Raw genomic sequence first — 15,774 nt, 5'->3', positions numbered from 1 at the left:
ATAATATATAAAGTTTTTGGATTATAAACCGGATGACCCTGATGCTCTACAGCTGAGTAACAGATTTTTAACTGAAAGTTCGAGTGGTTTGTATTATCTGTATGATAAATAAAAAGAAAGCAGCCGAAGCTGCTTTCAAAAAAAATTTAATTTATCAAAAAATTATAGAACCATGCGTACGATGTCGATTTCACCCAGTTCTTTGTATAGGGTTTCAACCTGCTCGATAGACGTTGCAGTGATGTTGATAGACACCGAGTGGTAGTTGCCCTTAGCACTTGGTTTTACTGTTGGGCTGTAGTCACCTGGAGCATGGCGCTGGATAACTTCTAGAACTAGCTCTGGAAGCTCAGGCTTTGCATGACCCATTACCTTGTAAGTAAATGAACAAGGGAACTCAAGCAGGTCTTTCAATTTTGCATCAGAGTTGATGGTTAGCATATCGGTAACTCCAGTTGGTATTCGTTGCGGTGCGAAATAGTACAGTCAAATTAGGGTGAACTCAAGATTAACAAAGCCGCCCTAGTTGGCGGCTTTGTAGACTTGTTTGTTGGTCAGAAGCGACTGTTAGAAGAAGCTCTTAAACAACAATACGATGTAGTCCCACATGCGGCTAAATAGGCTGCCTTGGTCTACTGTTTCCAGTGCCATTAGTGGGTACTCAGCAATATCTTCACCATCAATTTGATAGTATAGCTTACCAACTACATCACCTTTCTTAATTGGGGCTTCAAGTTCTTTTTCAAGTACGAAGCTTGCTTTTAGGTTCTTTGCTTCGCCCCGAGGTAGGGTTACGTAGGTATCTTGGTCAAGACCCAGAGCAATGGTGTCTTTGTTACCCATCCAGATTTTTTCTTCTACGAAAGTTTCACCCGCTTTATGAGGTGCCACTGTTTCGAAGAAACGGAAACCGTAGCTCAGAAGCTTTTTACTTTCTGATTTACGTGCATTCGCATCTTTTGTTCCCATTACAACCGCAACTAGGCGCATTTGACCTTCTGTTGCAGAGCTTACTAGGCTGTAACCAGCATTGCTTGTGTGACCCGTTTTGATACCGTCAACATTCATGCTCTTATCCCACAGTAGACCGTTACGGTTGTACTGAGTGATGCCGTTGTAAGTGAATTTCTTTTGAGAGTAGATACGGTACTCGTCTGGTACGTCACGGATCAGTGCTTTACCAAGCAGTGCCATATCGTAAGGTGTTGAGTATAGGTTAGGGTTGTCTAGACCGTGAACGTTCGCAAAGTGCGTGTTCGTCATACCGATCGTATCCGCCCAAGCATTCATTAGATCAACGAATGCGTCTTCTGAACCAGCAATGTGTTCAGCCATTGCCACACACGCATCGTTACCAGATTGGATGATGATGCCACGGTTCAGGTCTTTTACTTTTACCGTCGTGCCAACTTCAATGAACATTTTTGAAGAGTCAGGGAAGTTTTTCGCCCAAGCATTCTTACTGATAGTTACATCATCGTCTTCTGAAATATTACCACGCGCTAGCTCTTGGCCAATTACGTAGCTGGTCATCATTTTTGTCAGACTAGCAGGAGACAATTTTGTGTTCATCTCTTTCTCAGCCAGAACTTTACCTGAGTTGTAATCCATAAGTACGTAGCCTTTGGCTGCGATTTGAGGAGCATCTGGGACAACAACTGGTGAAGCAAAAGCAGATTGAGCGATGGTTGCTGATAGTGCAACCGAAGAAACGAGAATAGATTTCACAAACTTATTTTTATTCATGGTAATTCAAATTTTTTGGTTAACTGTCGACATCTTAACAGAATCCCCACTTATGTAAGAGGGGCTCTGCATAGAAAATCATGACACCAAGGTCATTTGCCAGTTTTGTGTTTTTTAATAAATGCGGACGAATAGCCGAGCAACTTTACTTTATCCAGTGTGGCTTGCGTCAGAGAATAGTCAGTATATGGGCCTAACAACAAGCGATACGAACCTTCCGTGGACTCCAAGAAAGTTTCCGTATCCAGCTTTTGACCAAGCTCTTGGCCTAAAGTTCGCGCTCGATCTTCATATTTTGAAGAAGCAACCTGAATGACGTACTTAGGATGGGCCGCTAACGACTTTTCATCGGTCGGTTTATCCACCATGATGACTTCGATCTCTACGTTCGCCGTCCCAGTTTTCACTACGTCAAGCTTGTAAGCTGCCGCGTAGCTCAAATCAATGATGCGACCCTCATGGAAAGGACCTCGGTCGTTAACTCGCACAACCGTGGATTTACCATTGTCGGTATTGGTGACTTTCACGTAGCTCGGTAATGGCAGCGTTTTGTGCGCAGCAGTCATCGAGTACATGTCGTAAATCTCGCCATTCGAAGTTAAATGACCTTGGAATTTCTTGCCGTACCAAGAGGCACGACCTTTTTCCGTAAAGCCTTTTGCATCACGAACGATTTTGTAGTCTGAACCTCGAAGGTTGTAATCGCTGTTACCACCTAAGCTGTATGGTTCGTATTTTGGGTGCGCATCCTCAATGTGCTCGACTGATAATGGCTTTTCTGGAGCTACATCAGATTCAAGTTCATAACGTCCTTCCTGCGTTTTTTGATCGGTGGATGAACAACCCGCCAAAATCAAAGCAGAAAAAACTAAGGAATATAAAGCGCGTTTTTGCATGGTCTAGGTCGCCTTAGAGAATGCTTTTCGGTGTGTATGGATCGACATAAGAATGCCAAAACCAGCCATCAGTGTCACCATTGAAGTACCACCATAACTGATCAACGGTAAAGGTACGCCTACTACAGGTAGGATGCCACTTACCATGCCGATATTTACAAAAATATACACGAAGAAGCTGAGTACAATACTGCCCGCCATCATTCGACCAAACGCTGTTTGTGCTTGGCTTGCGAGGTAGAGACCTCGACCGATAATAAATAGGTAGATGGCTAATAGGCAAAGGAAGCCAATCATACCCCATTCCTCAGCGATTACTGCAAAGATAAAGTCAGTGTGTCGCTCTGGAAGAAATTCTAATTGAGATTGTGTACCTTGCAGCCAACCTTTGCCTGAAATACCACCAGAGCCGATTGCAATCTTACTTTGGATAATGTGATAGCCGGCACCAAGAGGGTCTGACTCTGGATTAAATAGAGTGCGCACACGTACCTTTTGGTATTCGCGCATCAGGAAGAACCATAAAATAGGAATAAAACCACCTAGAGCAATGGCGGCTGCGGCAATGATTTTCCAACTAATACCCGCAAGGAAGATAACGAAAATACCAGAAGCGGCGATCAGAATTGAAGTACCAAGGTCTGGCTGTTTTGCAATAAGAATGGTTGGTAGACAAACCATGATTAGTGCAACAATGAGCGTTTTGAACGTCGGAGGAAGTGGTTGACGACCGATGTAGCGCGCCACCATTAAAGGTACGGCAAGCTTAAGGAGCTCTGAGGGCTGGAAACGAACAAAGCCAAGATTGAGCCAGCGTTGGGCGCCTTTGGAGGCTTCACCAAAGAAGAGCACGCCAAACAACAGAATAACGCCACCAACAAACATTAATGGAGCAAGGCTCTCATAGGTTCTGGGCGAGATTTGTGCCAATACGATCATGACAACCAGTGACAGCACCATGCGCATTGCTTGACGATCCATCATCGCCAAACTTTGACCACTGGCACTGTACATGATGACAAGACCAAAGCCCATCAAAGCAAAGATGCCGAGTAACAACGGCAAGTCGATATGGAAGCGTTCAAACAGAGCACGGTTTTTGCCTGTAGAGGGATCCATTTTCATCACTGCGCTACCTCTTTCTTCGCATTGTTTTGTTCTTCATCTGACTCGATTTTTTCAGGACCAAGGATGACACGGTCGAAGATCTTTCTCACAACAGGCGCGCCGTTACTCGAACCACCACCTGCGTTTTCCAGTACCACTGATACGACGACTTTTGGATCATCGAATGGCGCAAAACCGGTAAACAACGCGTGGTCACGTAAGTGTTCTGCGACTTCATCTGCGTTGTACTCTTCGTCTTCTGCAAGACCAAATACCTGAGCGGTCCCTGACTTACCACCAGTTTGGTAATCCATATTATAGAAAGAGCGACGAGCAGTACCTTTTGGACCGTGGTTAACCAAACGCATGCCTTCCTTCGCCATATTCCAGTATTTGTCTGGCACATTTTGGATAGGAGGGTAGGTTTCGTATTCAGAGCTTTCTTGCTCCTCAAAGTCGCCACCGTTGTCGATGGTTGCTTTTAGCAAGTGAGGTGCTGTTACAGCGCCTTCGTTAACCAATACTGAGGTCGCTTTCGCTATCTGCATTGGTGTTGCTGTCCAGTAACCTTGCCCAATACCAACAGGAATAGTGTCGCCCTTGTACCAAGGTGTTTTATGACGAGCCATTTTCCATTCACGAGTTGGCATGTTTGCCTTACTTTCTTCGTAAATGTCGATGCCCGTATAATCGCCAAAACCAAACATCATCATCCAATTCGATAGGCGATCAATGCCCATGTCGTAGGCAATTTGGTAGAAGAAGGTATCGACGGATTCTTCAATTGATTTGATGATGTCGACGCGACCATGACCCCAACGTAGCCAGTCACGGAATGGACGAGTATCTGAATTTGGAATTCGCCAGTAACCAGGATCGTTTCGGGTGGTTTTCGGTGTCACAACACCTTCTTCCAGAGCCGCTACAGCAATGAAGGGTTTGATGGTTGAAGCTGGTGGGTAAATGCCAAGCGTTGTGCGGTTCACCAATGGACGGTTTTTATCGTTTAATAGTGCTCGGTATGCTTTACCTGAGATCCCGTGTACGAACGCATTTGGATCGTAGCTTGGGCTAGAAACCATAGCCAATACACCATTGTCTCGAGGGTCGAGCACTACCGCGCTACCACGACGTCCATCTAATAACTGATGCACATAGAGCTGTAGGTTGATATCGAGGTTTAAGACGATGTCTTTACCTGGCACAGGTGGAACGTATTTCAAAGTACGAATGACACGTCCGCGGCTGTTTACTTCCACTTCTTGGTAACCCGCCGTACCGTGCAATAGGTCCTCGTAGTACTTCTCGATACCTAACTTACCGATGTCACGAGTTGCTTGGTAGTTGGCGTCTTTTTCTTCGCGCACTAAGCGCTGCATGTCGCGGTCGTTAATACGAGAAACATAGCCAATCACATGGGTCAGTACTTCGCTGAATGGGTAGTAACGCTTTAGCGTAGCGCTAATCTCAACGCCCGGGAAACGGTATTGATTGACAGAGAAAACCGCAACTTGGTTTTCATCCAATTGAGTCAACAACGGAACTGACTTGAAGCGACGAGTACGCTTACGCTCACGTTGGAAGCGTTCGATTTGCTCTGGTGTGATTTCAAGGATGGTTTGTAGCTCTTTGATGGTGCCGTCAATGTCTTTGATTTTTTCTGGGGTCAGTTCCAGGTTAAAGACGGGGCGGTTTTCAGCGAGCAGAACACCATTGCGGTCGTAGATCAAACCACGGTTTGGTGCAATAGGAACCACTTTAATGCGGTTGTCATTAGAACGGGTTTTATAGTCTTGGAACTGGTTCACCTGAATGTTGTACATGTTGGCAACCAGCAAGCCCATCAAAATTACGATACCTATAAATGCAACAATAGCGCGACTAGAAAATAGACGCGCTTCTGCTTGGTAATCTCGAATTTGACTGCGGCGTTTACGAATCATTAACGCTTGTCTCTACAGCTAAGTAGCGATTATTCGCGGTGGTAAGGGTGGTTAGCAGTAATGCTCCACGCTCGGTATAAACTCTCTGCCATCACGATACGCACAAGTGGGTGTGGTAGTGTCAGTGCTGACAGTGACCAACTTTGATCTGCTGCGGCTTTACAAGCTGGCGCTAAGCCTTCAGGACCACCGATTAGGATCGACACGTCACGACCATCTAGTTTCCATGCTTCTAGCTGTTCTGCTAGCTGTGGGGTATCCCACTTTTTCCCTGGAATATCGAGAGTGACGATACGCGCACCTTTAGGTACCGCAGCCAACATCGCTTCGCCTTCTTTTTGTAAGATGCGTGCGATGTCTGCATTTTTGCCACGTTTACCCGCAGGGATTTCAACCAACTCAAGTGGCATATCATGTGGGAAGCGACGACGGTATTCTTGAAAACCTTCTTCGACCCATTTTGGCATTTTGGTGCCAACGGCAATTAGTTGAATTTTCAAAAGATTAACCCCAGAGTTTTTCTAGTTGGTATAGCTCGCGATGCTCTTCTTGCATCACGTGAAGCATTGCGTCGCCCATGTCTAGGACAACCCATTCACCTTCATTTTCGCCTTCCATACCTAGTGGCTCTAGACCAGCTTTCTTCACTTCAGATGCGACGTGATCAGCGATAGATGAAACGTGACGCTTCGACGTGCCAGTACAAATGATCATGTAATCTGTCACGCTTGATTTGCCTTCTACATTCAGAATAACAACCTCTTCCGCTTTCATGTCGTCGGCTTTATCGGCTAAAAAGTCTTTAAGTTCTTCGCGAAGCACTCGGTTTTCCTCGGTATTTTCTTTTTTGTCTGTGGGCGTTTTAATCTCGTTGAGTTAAAACTGGTCGCGCACTATATCACGCTTTGAAAGCTAAATTGCCAGCTTAATATCAGGAGAGCAGGTTTCTAGGCTCAATTGATGGATAGTTGGCCACACAGATTCATCGTATTGGGTTTTGGCTTTTATCTCAGCATGCGTGAGCAAGGATAAAAGGGCACAAATTCTTGAGGCTGACAGGCGAGTCAGCGCAGCATTATAGAATGGGCGTTTATTTTGCCACACTCGATGCTTTTCAAACACCTGACTCATGCCCATTTGGGTAAGGTCTCGATGCATGTTAAGTAATTGGTTGAACTCTTTCTGTACACTACGGATAAGGATGACTGTCTCTGTGCCTTCGGCTTCAAGCTGGCGCAAAATGCGTTGTGCTCGGTTGGCTTTCCCAGCAAGGAGAGCGTCAATCCAATGGAAAGTCGTAAAGTGGTTGTGTCGGCTCAAGGCTTCTTCAAGACGCACAACCGTCAGTTCGCCATCTGGGTAGAGTAAAGCGAGCTTCTCTAAGCTTTGTGAGAGCGCGAACAAGTTCCCTTCATGCCACTGTGCCAACATTTGCAGTGATTGCTGATCTGCTTTTAGCCCTAATGTGCGGCAACGAGCCTGTACGAACATCGGCAAACGTTGCAGATCTGGTGTTTGGCAGCTTACCCAATCACCTTTTGCACTCAGCGCTTTAAACCATTTTGCGTTTTCTTGGGCTTTTGTCAGTTTACTGCCCACGATCACCAGCATAATGTCGTCGTGTAGCATTTCACATAGGGTTTGCAGTTCTTTACTAACTGTTGTCGTTACGCCGCTTTCTGGTAGCTCAAGTTCAATTAGTTGGCGACTGGAAAATAGGCTTAGTGCTTGGAAACAATCATATACTTGGTTCCAATCTAAACTAGCGTCAACCGCGAAACGGTGTCTTTCTTCAAAACCTTGCTGGTGCGCCATTGTTTGGATCGCTTGGCGACTTTCTTGAATCAGCAGAGGTTCATTACCAAAAATCAGGTAAACCTGTTTGATGTGTTTCGCTAGATGGTCAGCCAGCTTGTCGGCAAAAATTCGCATTCTGATTAAGAGTTAGTGTTCGTAGAGTTAGTCTTCATCACATCAGGGGTAGGTTGACCTTGTTCGTATTCCGCACGAACTCGACCTAGCTGACGCATCATTTGACTCGCCGCTTGTTGACGCATTTCGTCTTCGATAACGTCACGTTCTACCGACTTCGCCAATGCTGTTAATGGGTTATCAAGGTAGTTGCGGTTTACGGTTGTTTTGAAGTCTTTTGCACCGAAACCAGGAATAGTCACACGGTACTTCACTACGTAAGTCAGTTCTTTCTCTGCCGCACGACTGTTTTGGTACAGCGATAGTGTACGTTCGTCGATAGTCGCTTCGATCAGGTGCAGGTTTGGTGTACTTGAAGATGGTTGTACTAAATCTACTTTGTTCAATTCAAGTTGAGCGCGAATATAACGCGTCAATGGGCTGTATTCATCGTAGCTAGTGAAAGACATGGTATGCAGTTCTTCCGGAACCGAGTATTCGCCACGAAGGTGGAAACCACAGGCAGAAAGAAGCCCCGCTAATACCAAAACCACTGGTAGTTTAATCAAAGAGAAAAAGCGCATTGATTGTATTCATCCTAAATTGAAGGGGTTATTTACCTTAAACCACTCAGCATGAATGGCTTGAGGTAAATAAACAGGGTAGCGAACTACCCTGTTTAATGACTCTTTACAGGCGAATAAGTTCGCTCTGCTTTGAGTTATTGCTAACTACGTATCGTTTGTCGTGAAAGACTAGTTAGCAACGATGTTCAACAGTTTACCTGGTACGTAAATTACTTTACGGATTGTTAGACCATCTGTGAACTTAGTAACGTTTTCGTCATTTAGACCAAGCTCTTCAACTTGTTCTTTCGTTGCGTCAGCCGCTACAGTCAGTTTCGCACGCAGTTTACCGTTAACTTGAACAACGATAGTCTTCTCGTCTTCAACAAGTGCTTTCTCGTCGAACGTTGGCCATACAGCATTGTCGATGTCTGCTTCACCTAGCGCAGCCCATAGTTCGTATGAGATGTGCGGAGTGATTGGGTAAAGCATTGCAACAACAGCTTTTAGAGCCTCATCAAGGATTGCACGATCTTGCGCAGATTCTTGAGGCGCTTTCGCTAGCTTGTTCATCAGTTCCATGATTGCAGCGATTGCTGTGTTGAACGTTTGACGACGAGCAATATCATCAGTCACTTTCGCGATAGTTTTGTGAACGTCACGACGAAGAGCTTTTTGGTCACCAGAAAGTGCTGCTGCATCTACTGCTTCTGCTGCACCTTTTGATGTGTGTTCGTTTACTAGTTTCCAAACACGTTTCAGGAAGCGGTTAGCACCTTCTACGCCAGACTCTTGCCACTCAAGTGTCATGTCTGCTGGAGACGCGAACATCATGAATAGACGTACTGTGTCTGCGCCGTACTTGTCTACCATCTCTTGAGGGTCAATACCGTTGTTCTTGGACTTAGACATTTTGATCATGCCTGAGTGTTCAACGTTGCGACCTTCGTTATCCGTTGCAGAAGTGATGCGACCTTTACCGTCACGTTCAACTTTAACGTCAGTTGGTGCAACCCACTCTTTACCGCCTTTCTCGTTCTCGAAGTAGAACGCGTCCGCTAGTACCATGCCTTGACACAGTAGTTGCTTGAACGGCTCGTCAGACGTTACGTAGCCTGCATCACGCAGCAGTTTGTGGAAGAAGCGAGAGTACAGTAGGTGCATACAAGCGTGCTCGATACCACCGATGTACTGGTCTACCGGTAGCCAGTAGTTTGCTTTTTCTGGATCTAGGATGTCATCAGCTTGTGGTGAACAGTAACGAGCGTAGTACCAAGAAGACTCCATAAACGTATCGAATGTATCTGTCTCACGTAGAGCAGGTTCGCCGTTAAAGGTTGTCTTTGCCCACTCTTTGTCTGCTTTAATTGGGCTAGTAACGCCATCCATTACTACGTCTTCTGGAAGAATAACAGGTAGCTGGTCAGCGGGTACTGGGTGAACTTCACCGTCTTCAGTGGTTACCATTGGGATTGGTGCACCCCAGTAACGTTGGCGAGATACACCCCAGTCACGTAGACGGAAGTTAACTGTCTTAGTGCCTTTGCCTTCTGCTTCTAGCTTCGCTGCGATTGCATCGAATGCCGCTTGGAATTCTAGACCGTCGAATTCACCTGAATCGAACAGTGCACCTTTCTCAGTGTATGCCGCTTCAGAGATGTCTAGCTCGCTGCCATCAACCGGCTTGATAACAGGCACGATGTCTAGACCGTACTTAGTTGCGAACTCGAAGTCACGTTGGTCGTGTGCAGGTACTGCCATTACAGCGCCTGTACCGTAGTCCATCAGTACGAAGTTTGCTACGTAAACAGGAACTTCACGACCGTTCAATGGGTGAATAGCAGTAAGGCCAGTCGCCATACCTTTCTTCTCCATTGTCGCCAGTTCAGCTTCTGCTACTTTGGTGTTCTTACACTCTTCGATGAACGCAGCAAGTTCTGGGTTGTTCTCAGCCGCGATAGTCGCTAGAGGGTGACCTGCAGCGATACCAACGTAAGTGACGCCCATTAGCGTGTCCGGACGTGTTGTGTAAACTTCTAGGTCTTGTTGACCCTTGACTTCAAACTTGAGCTCAACACCTTCAGAACGGCCGATCCAGTTGCGCTGCATGGTTTTCACCATTTCTGGCCAACCTTCAAGTTTGTCTAGATCGTCCAGCAACTCTTGAGCGTATTCTGTGATCTTGATGAACCACTGAGGAATTTCTTTTTGCTCTACTGGAGTGTCACAACGCCAGCAGCAGCCATCTTCAACCTGCTCGTTCGCAAGAACAGTTTGGTCGTTTGGACACCAGTTAACAGAAGAAGTCTTTTTGTAAACCAAACCTTTCTCGTAAAGCTTAGTGAAGAACTCTTGTTCCCAACGGTAGTACTCAGGTGTACATGTTGCGAATTCACGGTTCCAATCGTAACCAAAGCCAAGAAGCTTAAGTTGGTTCTTCATGTATTCGATGTTTTCGTAAGTCCATGGTGCAGGCGCCGTGTTGTTTTTCACTGCTGCGTTTTCTGCAGGTAGACCAAATGCATCCCAACCGATTGGTTGCATTACGTTTTTGCCTTGTAGGCGTTGGAAACGAGATACTACGTCACCGATGGTGTAGTTGCGCACGTGACCCATGTGCAGTCGACCACTTGGGTATGGGAACATGGATAGACAGTAGAATTTTTCTTTATTTGGGTCTTCACTTACAACAAAGGTCTTGTTGTCATCCCAGTGCTTTTGAACTTTCTGTTCAAGGTCTTGTGGATTGTATTGTTCTTGCATCGATGGTATCCGGTTATCTTGGAATTTGTGAGTTCGGTTAGAACAGACTTAAATAGATCGTCATAGAATACCTAAAGCTAGGGATCACAACAATAGCCAATCTGTACCCATACGCCTTGAAATGGTGCTTGGTAGTAGAAAGATGGAGGTCAGTTATGCCTAAACGTAAAGCAGGTTATGAGGAAATGCTCGAGGATGTGATTGAAACCTTGAAGCACAGTCCGGATGAAGTTAACAAAGTATTCGAAACGTCGGGCAAAGTGGTGGATGCTGCCAACGACATGACCAAAGACGAACTCTCACTGATATCAGCTTATGTCAAAGCCGATTTAAAAGAGTTTTCTGATAGCTATGAAGAAGGTAAGAGTGGACCCTTCTATCTCACAATTGCCGATTCCGTTTGGCAAGGTTTGCTCGAAATTACAGACCGAACCAAAGTGGAGTGGGTTGAACTGTTTGATGATTTAGAACATCAAGGTCTTTATGAGGCGGGAGAGGTGATTGGACTTGGCACATTGGTCTGCGATGAATGTGGTCATAAGACGACATATAACCATCCAACTGTGATCATTCCATGCATTAAGTGCAATCATACTGGCTTTAGTCGTCAGTCTCTCAAGCCATAAGAACAGCATTAACAAACGTAAAAAAAAGAGGCCTAAGAGCCTCTTTTTCACTTATGACTTTTTCTTCCTTGATAACCACCAAGCCAACATCAAACTTAATCCAGCCCAAATATACAGAGGCCAAGTGCCGACGATGCGATACGGAGTTTGACCATCGGTAGGAACAAGTTCTGCGCGAAGCACTGCGGTTTCAAATTGAGGGATTTGTTCAATCACCTTACCTTTATGGTCGGTCACTGCGGTTACGCCATTGTTGGTCGAACGAATAAGTGGCTTACCCAGCTCTAGAGCACGCATTCGAGCGATTTCCATGTGCTGTAGTGGACCAATTGAATGACCGAACCAAGCGTCATTAGAAAGCGTTAGAATGAAATCAGTATCGTCGGTCACGTTCTGACGAACTTGTTCGCTAAAGATGATTTCATAACACAGTGCAGGATCCATGTGCTTTCCATTCGCCACGATGTTTGGCTGAATGAAATCGCCACGGCTGAAGGAAGACATTGGCAAGTTGAAGAATGGTGCAAGTGGGCGCAATACGTCTTCAAACGGCACGAACTCACCAAACGGAAGTAAGTGGTGCTTGTGGTAGCGCTTGTCCATATCAAAGCTGTAATCACCGTATGGATTTACACCCAGCGATAAAATGCTGTTGTAGAATTGACCGTCTTTTCCTTGGTTTACCACACCCGTAATAATGGCGCTGTTGTTCATTTTCGCCGCAGTATCGATGTTTCTCAAGAACGACGGGACTTCAATTTCAAATGCAGGAATGGCAGCCTCTGGCCATACGATGATGTCAGCATCCCAGTTCTCACGAGTGAGGTCTGCGTATTTCATGATGGTTGGCCAGCGTTGGCTCGGTAGCCATTTTAGGTTCTGGTCAACGTTACCTTGGATCAGCGCTACTTTGGTTGTGTCTTCAATGCGAGGAGTTACCCAATCGTATTGGCGAATACCAAAGCCTGCACTTAACAGTACCGCAGGGATGATGATCATTAACCATTGCTTGTGAATCCAAGCATACGCCAATGCACCAGCACTGATCATGATGAACAGTGTTAGTAGTTCTACACCACCGATGGGTGCAAAGCTGGCAAATGGTGCGTCAATTTGACTATAGCCAAGCCATAGCCAAGGGAAACCTGTCATAACCCAGCCACGTAGCCAGTCGGTCACTAGCCATAATGCAGGAGCAGCAAGCAATGCTTTGCTCAGGGTAAATTCAGGGAAAAACTTGTTAGCGAGCCACGCAAATAAGCCGGTGTATATGGATAGGTAGGCGATTAACAAGCCCATGAGGAATAGGTTTGCAATCAGCGGCATGCCGCCAAAGCCTGCAATGCTAACGTAAACCCAGCTTACTCCTGTCGCAAATTGCCCTAAACCCCATGAATAACCGATCCAAAGCGCACGCCTAGGTGATTGGTCTGCAAGAAGAATAAGTAGGATAGCAGGGCTAAGTATGGCAAGTGGCCATAGCTGATAAGGAGCAAATGCTAGGGTAGTGGAGGCGCCAACAAAAGCGGCCACTAAGGGCCGCTTGAGGCGATGAAAGAGTACATTCATCATTTTATTTTTCTGATATTCCCGATGTTAGGGTATCGCGTTACTCTTGAGTGGCTTCAACCAGCTTTTCTTCGTCTGGAATCGTCACTTGAAGTTGAATGACACGACGGTTGTCGGCTGCCGTTACTTTGAAGCTGTATGCATCAATATCCACGACTTCGCCACGCGATGGTAGGTGACCAAAAGCAGTCATTACCATGCCGCCAACGGTATCCACTTCTTCATCACTGAAGTTGGTACCGAATGTCTCATTAAACTCTTCAATGGTTGTCAGAGCTCTGACAGCAAACGTATGTTTGCTCAGCTTACGGATATCGGTTTCTTCATCATCATCGAACTCATCTTCAATATCCCCTACGATTTCTTCAAGGATATCTTCGATAGTTACAAGACCAGAAACACCGCCGAATTCATCGACAACAATCGCCATGTGATAACGTTCTTCACGGAATTCTTTTAGCAGGCGGTCTACACGTTTACTTTCCGGTACTACGACTGCTGGTCGAATCACTTCTTCGATATCAAATGGGTTACTGCCTGAGCCCAAGTATTTGAGTAAGTCCTTCGCTAGTAGAATGCCTTCCACATGGTCTTTATCTTCGCTGATCACAGGGTAGCGAGAGTGTTGAGCATCAGTGATCAGTGCGATCAAAGTATCAAGATCGTCTGTGCGCTCAACAGTAACCATTTGCGAACGCGGGATCATGATGTCACGCACGCGCATTTCGGAGATTTCCATAACACCTTCAAGCATGTCGCGGGTGTCGTGGTCAATCAGGTCATTAATTTCAGAGTCGCGGATTACATCTACAAGCTCTTGGCGGTCTTTTGGTTCGCCTTGAAATAGTTGACCTAGACGTTCAAAGAAGGACTTTCTACTCGGACCTTCTGCCTTTTCTTTCTTGCCTTCATTAGAAGAGGGAGAATTATCTTCGTTCATTGTTTCTCAATTAAGTAACGCTATCAGATGTGTGATAGCTCACATAGAAAGGCGAGCACGAGATGGTTATCTGGGTGGTTCGCCTTTCCCTGTCGAGCAACCAAAGTTACTCTTTTTCAGCAATATACGGGTCTTCGTAACCCATACCTTGCATGATTTCTGTCTCGAGGGATTCCATCTCTTCAGCTTCATCATCCTCGATATGGTCATAACCTAGCAGATGCAAGCTGCCATGTACAACCATATGCGCCCAATGTGCTAGTAGAGGCTTGTTCTGCTCTACTGCCTCTTTTTCAACGACTTGGCGACAGATTATTAAATCGCCCAGTAGGTCCATTTCCATACCCGGTGGTACTTCGAATGGGAAAGACAGCACATTGGTCGGCTTATCTTTACCACGGTATTCGTGGTTTAGCTCGTGACTTTCTTGCTCGTCGACAATACGAATCGTCAGTTCCGCCTGAGGCTGAAATAGAGGAATGGTCTTATCTAGCCACAATTGGAAATCTTGCTCAGAAGGTAAGCCCTCTTCATTTTCGACTGCCAGTTGCAAATCAAGTTCAATTGCCATGGTTATTCCTTAGTCGCCGCGACTTGTGCGCTCAGTTCTGCTTTCGCTGCTTCTAGCAATTTGGCATCACGCTCTTCACGACGGCGTTTTTCGAACTCTTTACGTTCTTTTTGATCTTGCGCCTCCCACTTCTCATAAGCGTTAACGATACGAGCAACCACTGGGTGGCGCACTACGTCGTCAGCTTGGAAGAAGTTAAAGCTGATGTCGTCGACTTCGCTCAGTACTTCAATTGCATGACGAAGCCCCGATTTTGCACCGCGAGGTAAGTCAATTTGAGTGACGTCACCGGTGATAACCGCACGAGAGTTGAAGCCGATACGCGTAAGGAACATCTTCATCTGCTCTACAGTGGTGTTTTGGCTCTCATCAAGAATGATGAAGGCGTCGTTTAGAGTACGACCACGCATGTAAGCAAGAGGTGCTACCTCAATCACGTTACGTTCAATCAGCTTTTCTACGCGCTCAAAGCCCAGCATTTCAAATAGGGCATCGTAGAGAGGGCGTAGGTATGGGTCGACTTTCTGGCTCAAATCACCAGGTAGGAAGCCCAGTTTCTCGCCCGCTTCAACCGCTGGACGAGTAAGTAAAATACGGCGGATCTCTTGGCGCTCTAGTGCGTCGACGGCTGCTGCAACCGCGAGGTAAGTTTTACCTGTACCAGCAGGGCCGATACCGAAAGTGATATCATGCGTCACCATGTTCATCAGGTATTGACCCTGATTTGGTGTACGAGGCTTGATCACGCCTTTTTTCGTTTTAACGAAGACTTCTTTACCGTGTTCGAAATGTGACTCGGTGTTTTGCTCCAGTACACCTGATTCTTTGATTGCCAGATGGATCTGCTCTGGTTCGATATCAGGCGTTTCGCCGCGGACAGGAGCGGTGTCTACGTAAAGGGTTTTCAGGATATCCAGCGCAGCAGCTGCGGTATGAGGTTTACCGACAATGGTGAAAAGGTCGCTACGGTGGTTAATTTCAACGCCTAGACGACGTTCTAAATGCTTGATGTTGTCATCGAATGGACCGCACAGGCTTGCTAGTCGGCGGTTGTCTGAAGGTTCTAGATTGATTTCTAGCGTTACGATTTTATTGCTCAATGTTGCCTCTCATTTTATGCCATTTAACGAGAGCCT

At 46.1% G+C, this 15,774-nt stretch carries 15 protein-coding genes; 1 reads left to right on the top strand and 14 read right to left on the bottom strand.

Annotated elements, in window-relative coordinates; translation table 11 throughout:
• Positions 1-162: 162 nt before the first annotated feature.
• The 10 genes from ybeD to leuS all read right to left on the bottom strand — a co-directional run bounded on the left by ybeD (position 163) and on the right by leuS (position 10,932).
• Positions 163-441, bottom strand: coding sequence for a DUF493 family protein YbeD (gene ybeD / locus NL647_RS22930; protein ID WP_005384135.1), 279 nt, complete (start codon positions 439-441; stop codon positions 163-165).
• A gap of 126 nt (positions 442-567) precedes the next feature.
• Positions 568-1,746 (bottom strand): serine hydrolase, encoded by a 1,179-nt coding sequence (locus tag NL647_RS22925; RefSeq protein ID WP_005447533.1) that lies wholly within the window; start codon positions 1,744-1,746, stop codon positions 568-570.
• 92 nt (positions 1,747-1,838) lie between these two features.
• Complete coding sequence (locus tag NL647_RS22920; protein WP_009697737.1) at positions 1,839-2,642, bottom strand: septal ring lytic transglycosylase RlpA family protein; 804 nt, start codon at positions 2,640-2,642, stop codon at positions 1,839-1,841.
• A gap of 3 nt (positions 2,643-2,645) precedes the next feature.
• Positions 2,646-3,767: a rod shape-determining protein RodA gene (gene rodA / locus NL647_RS22915; RefSeq protein ID WP_005447521.1), complete on the bottom strand. Its 1,122-nt coding sequence runs from the start codon at positions 3,765-3,767 to the stop codon at positions 2,646-2,648.
• Complete coding sequence (mrdA, locus tag NL647_RS22910; protein WP_005447519.1) at positions 3,767-5,692, bottom strand: penicillin-binding protein 2; 1,926 nt, start codon at positions 5,690-5,692, stop codon at positions 3,767-3,769. Before mrdA ends, rodA begins: the two co-directional genes overlap by 1 nt.
• 29 nt (positions 5,693-5,721) lie before the next feature.
• Positions 5,722-6,192 (bottom strand): 23S rRNA (pseudouridine(1915)-N(3))-methyltransferase RlmH, encoded by a 471-nt coding sequence (rlmH, locus tag NL647_RS22905; RefSeq protein ID WP_005447517.1) that lies wholly within the window; start codon positions 6,190-6,192, stop codon positions 5,722-5,724.
• Between the two features lie 4 nt (positions 6,193-6,196).
• Positions 6,197-6,514, bottom strand: a complete 318-nt coding sequence (gene rsfS, locus NL647_RS22900) for a ribosome silencing factor (protein ID WP_253650697.1) — start codon at positions 6,512-6,514, stop codon at positions 6,197-6,199.
• Between the two features lie 90 nt (positions 6,515-6,604).
• Entirely contained in the window at positions 6,605-7,624 is a 1,020-nt protein-coding gene (gene holA / locus NL647_RS22895; protein WP_005447513.1) for a DNA polymerase III subunit delta, read from the bottom strand.
• 5 nt (positions 7,625-7,629) lie between these two features.
• Entirely contained in the window at positions 7,630-8,187 is a 558-nt protein-coding gene (lptE, locus tag NL647_RS22890) for an LPS assembly lipoprotein LptE (RefSeq protein WP_009697740.1), read from the bottom strand.
• 171 nt (positions 8,188-8,358) lie between these two features.
• Positions 8,359-10,932 (bottom strand): leucine--tRNA ligase, encoded by a 2,574-nt coding sequence (leuS, locus tag NL647_RS22885; protein WP_253650696.1) that lies wholly within the window; start codon positions 10,930-10,932, stop codon positions 8,359-8,361.
• 155 nt (positions 10,933-11,087) lie between these two features.
• Between leuS and NL647_RS22880 the strand changes: the two genes are divergently transcribed.
• A complete protein-coding gene (locus NL647_RS22880) occupies positions 11,088-11,558 on the top strand; it encodes a zinc ribbon-containing protein (RefSeq protein ID WP_005447499.1) in 471 nt (156 codons plus the stop codon).
• Between the two features lie 51 nt (positions 11,559-11,609).
• Here NL647_RS22880 and lnt read toward each other — a convergent pair whose 3' ends face one another.
• The 4 genes from lnt to NL647_RS22860 form a co-directional block, all read right to left on the bottom strand.
• Positions 11,610-13,130 (bottom strand): apolipoprotein N-acyltransferase, encoded by a 1,521-nt coding sequence (gene lnt, locus NL647_RS22875; RefSeq protein ID WP_045488655.1) that lies wholly within the window; start codon positions 13,128-13,130, stop codon positions 11,610-11,612.
• 37 nt (positions 13,131-13,167) lie between these two features.
• Positions 13,168-14,067 (bottom strand): CNNM family magnesium/cobalt transport protein CorC, encoded by a 900-nt coding sequence (gene corC, locus NL647_RS22870; protein ID WP_053053230.1) that lies wholly within the window; start codon positions 14,065-14,067, stop codon positions 13,168-13,170.
• Positions 14,068-14,173: 106 nt separating this feature from the next.
• On the bottom strand, positions 14,174-14,638 hold the full coding sequence (gene ybeY, locus NL647_RS22865; RefSeq protein ID WP_005425552.1) for an rRNA maturation RNase YbeY: 465 nt from the start codon (positions 14,636-14,638) through the stop codon (positions 14,174-14,176).
• A gap of 2 nt (positions 14,639-14,640) precedes the next feature.
• On the bottom strand, positions 14,641-15,738 hold the full coding sequence (locus NL647_RS22860) for a PhoH family protein (RefSeq protein WP_005447495.1): 1,098 nt from the start codon (positions 15,736-15,738) through the stop codon (positions 14,641-14,643).
• Positions 15,739-15,774: the final 36 nt, after the last annotated feature.

Origin of the sequence: Vibrio sp. Y29_XK_CS5 (genome assembly GCF_024181835.1) — a bacterium.
GTDB lineage: Bacteria > Pseudomonadota > Gammaproteobacteria > Enterobacterales > Vibrionaceae > Vibrio > Vibrio harveyi.
This window is presented reverse-complemented; position numbering and strand designations above follow the sequence as displayed.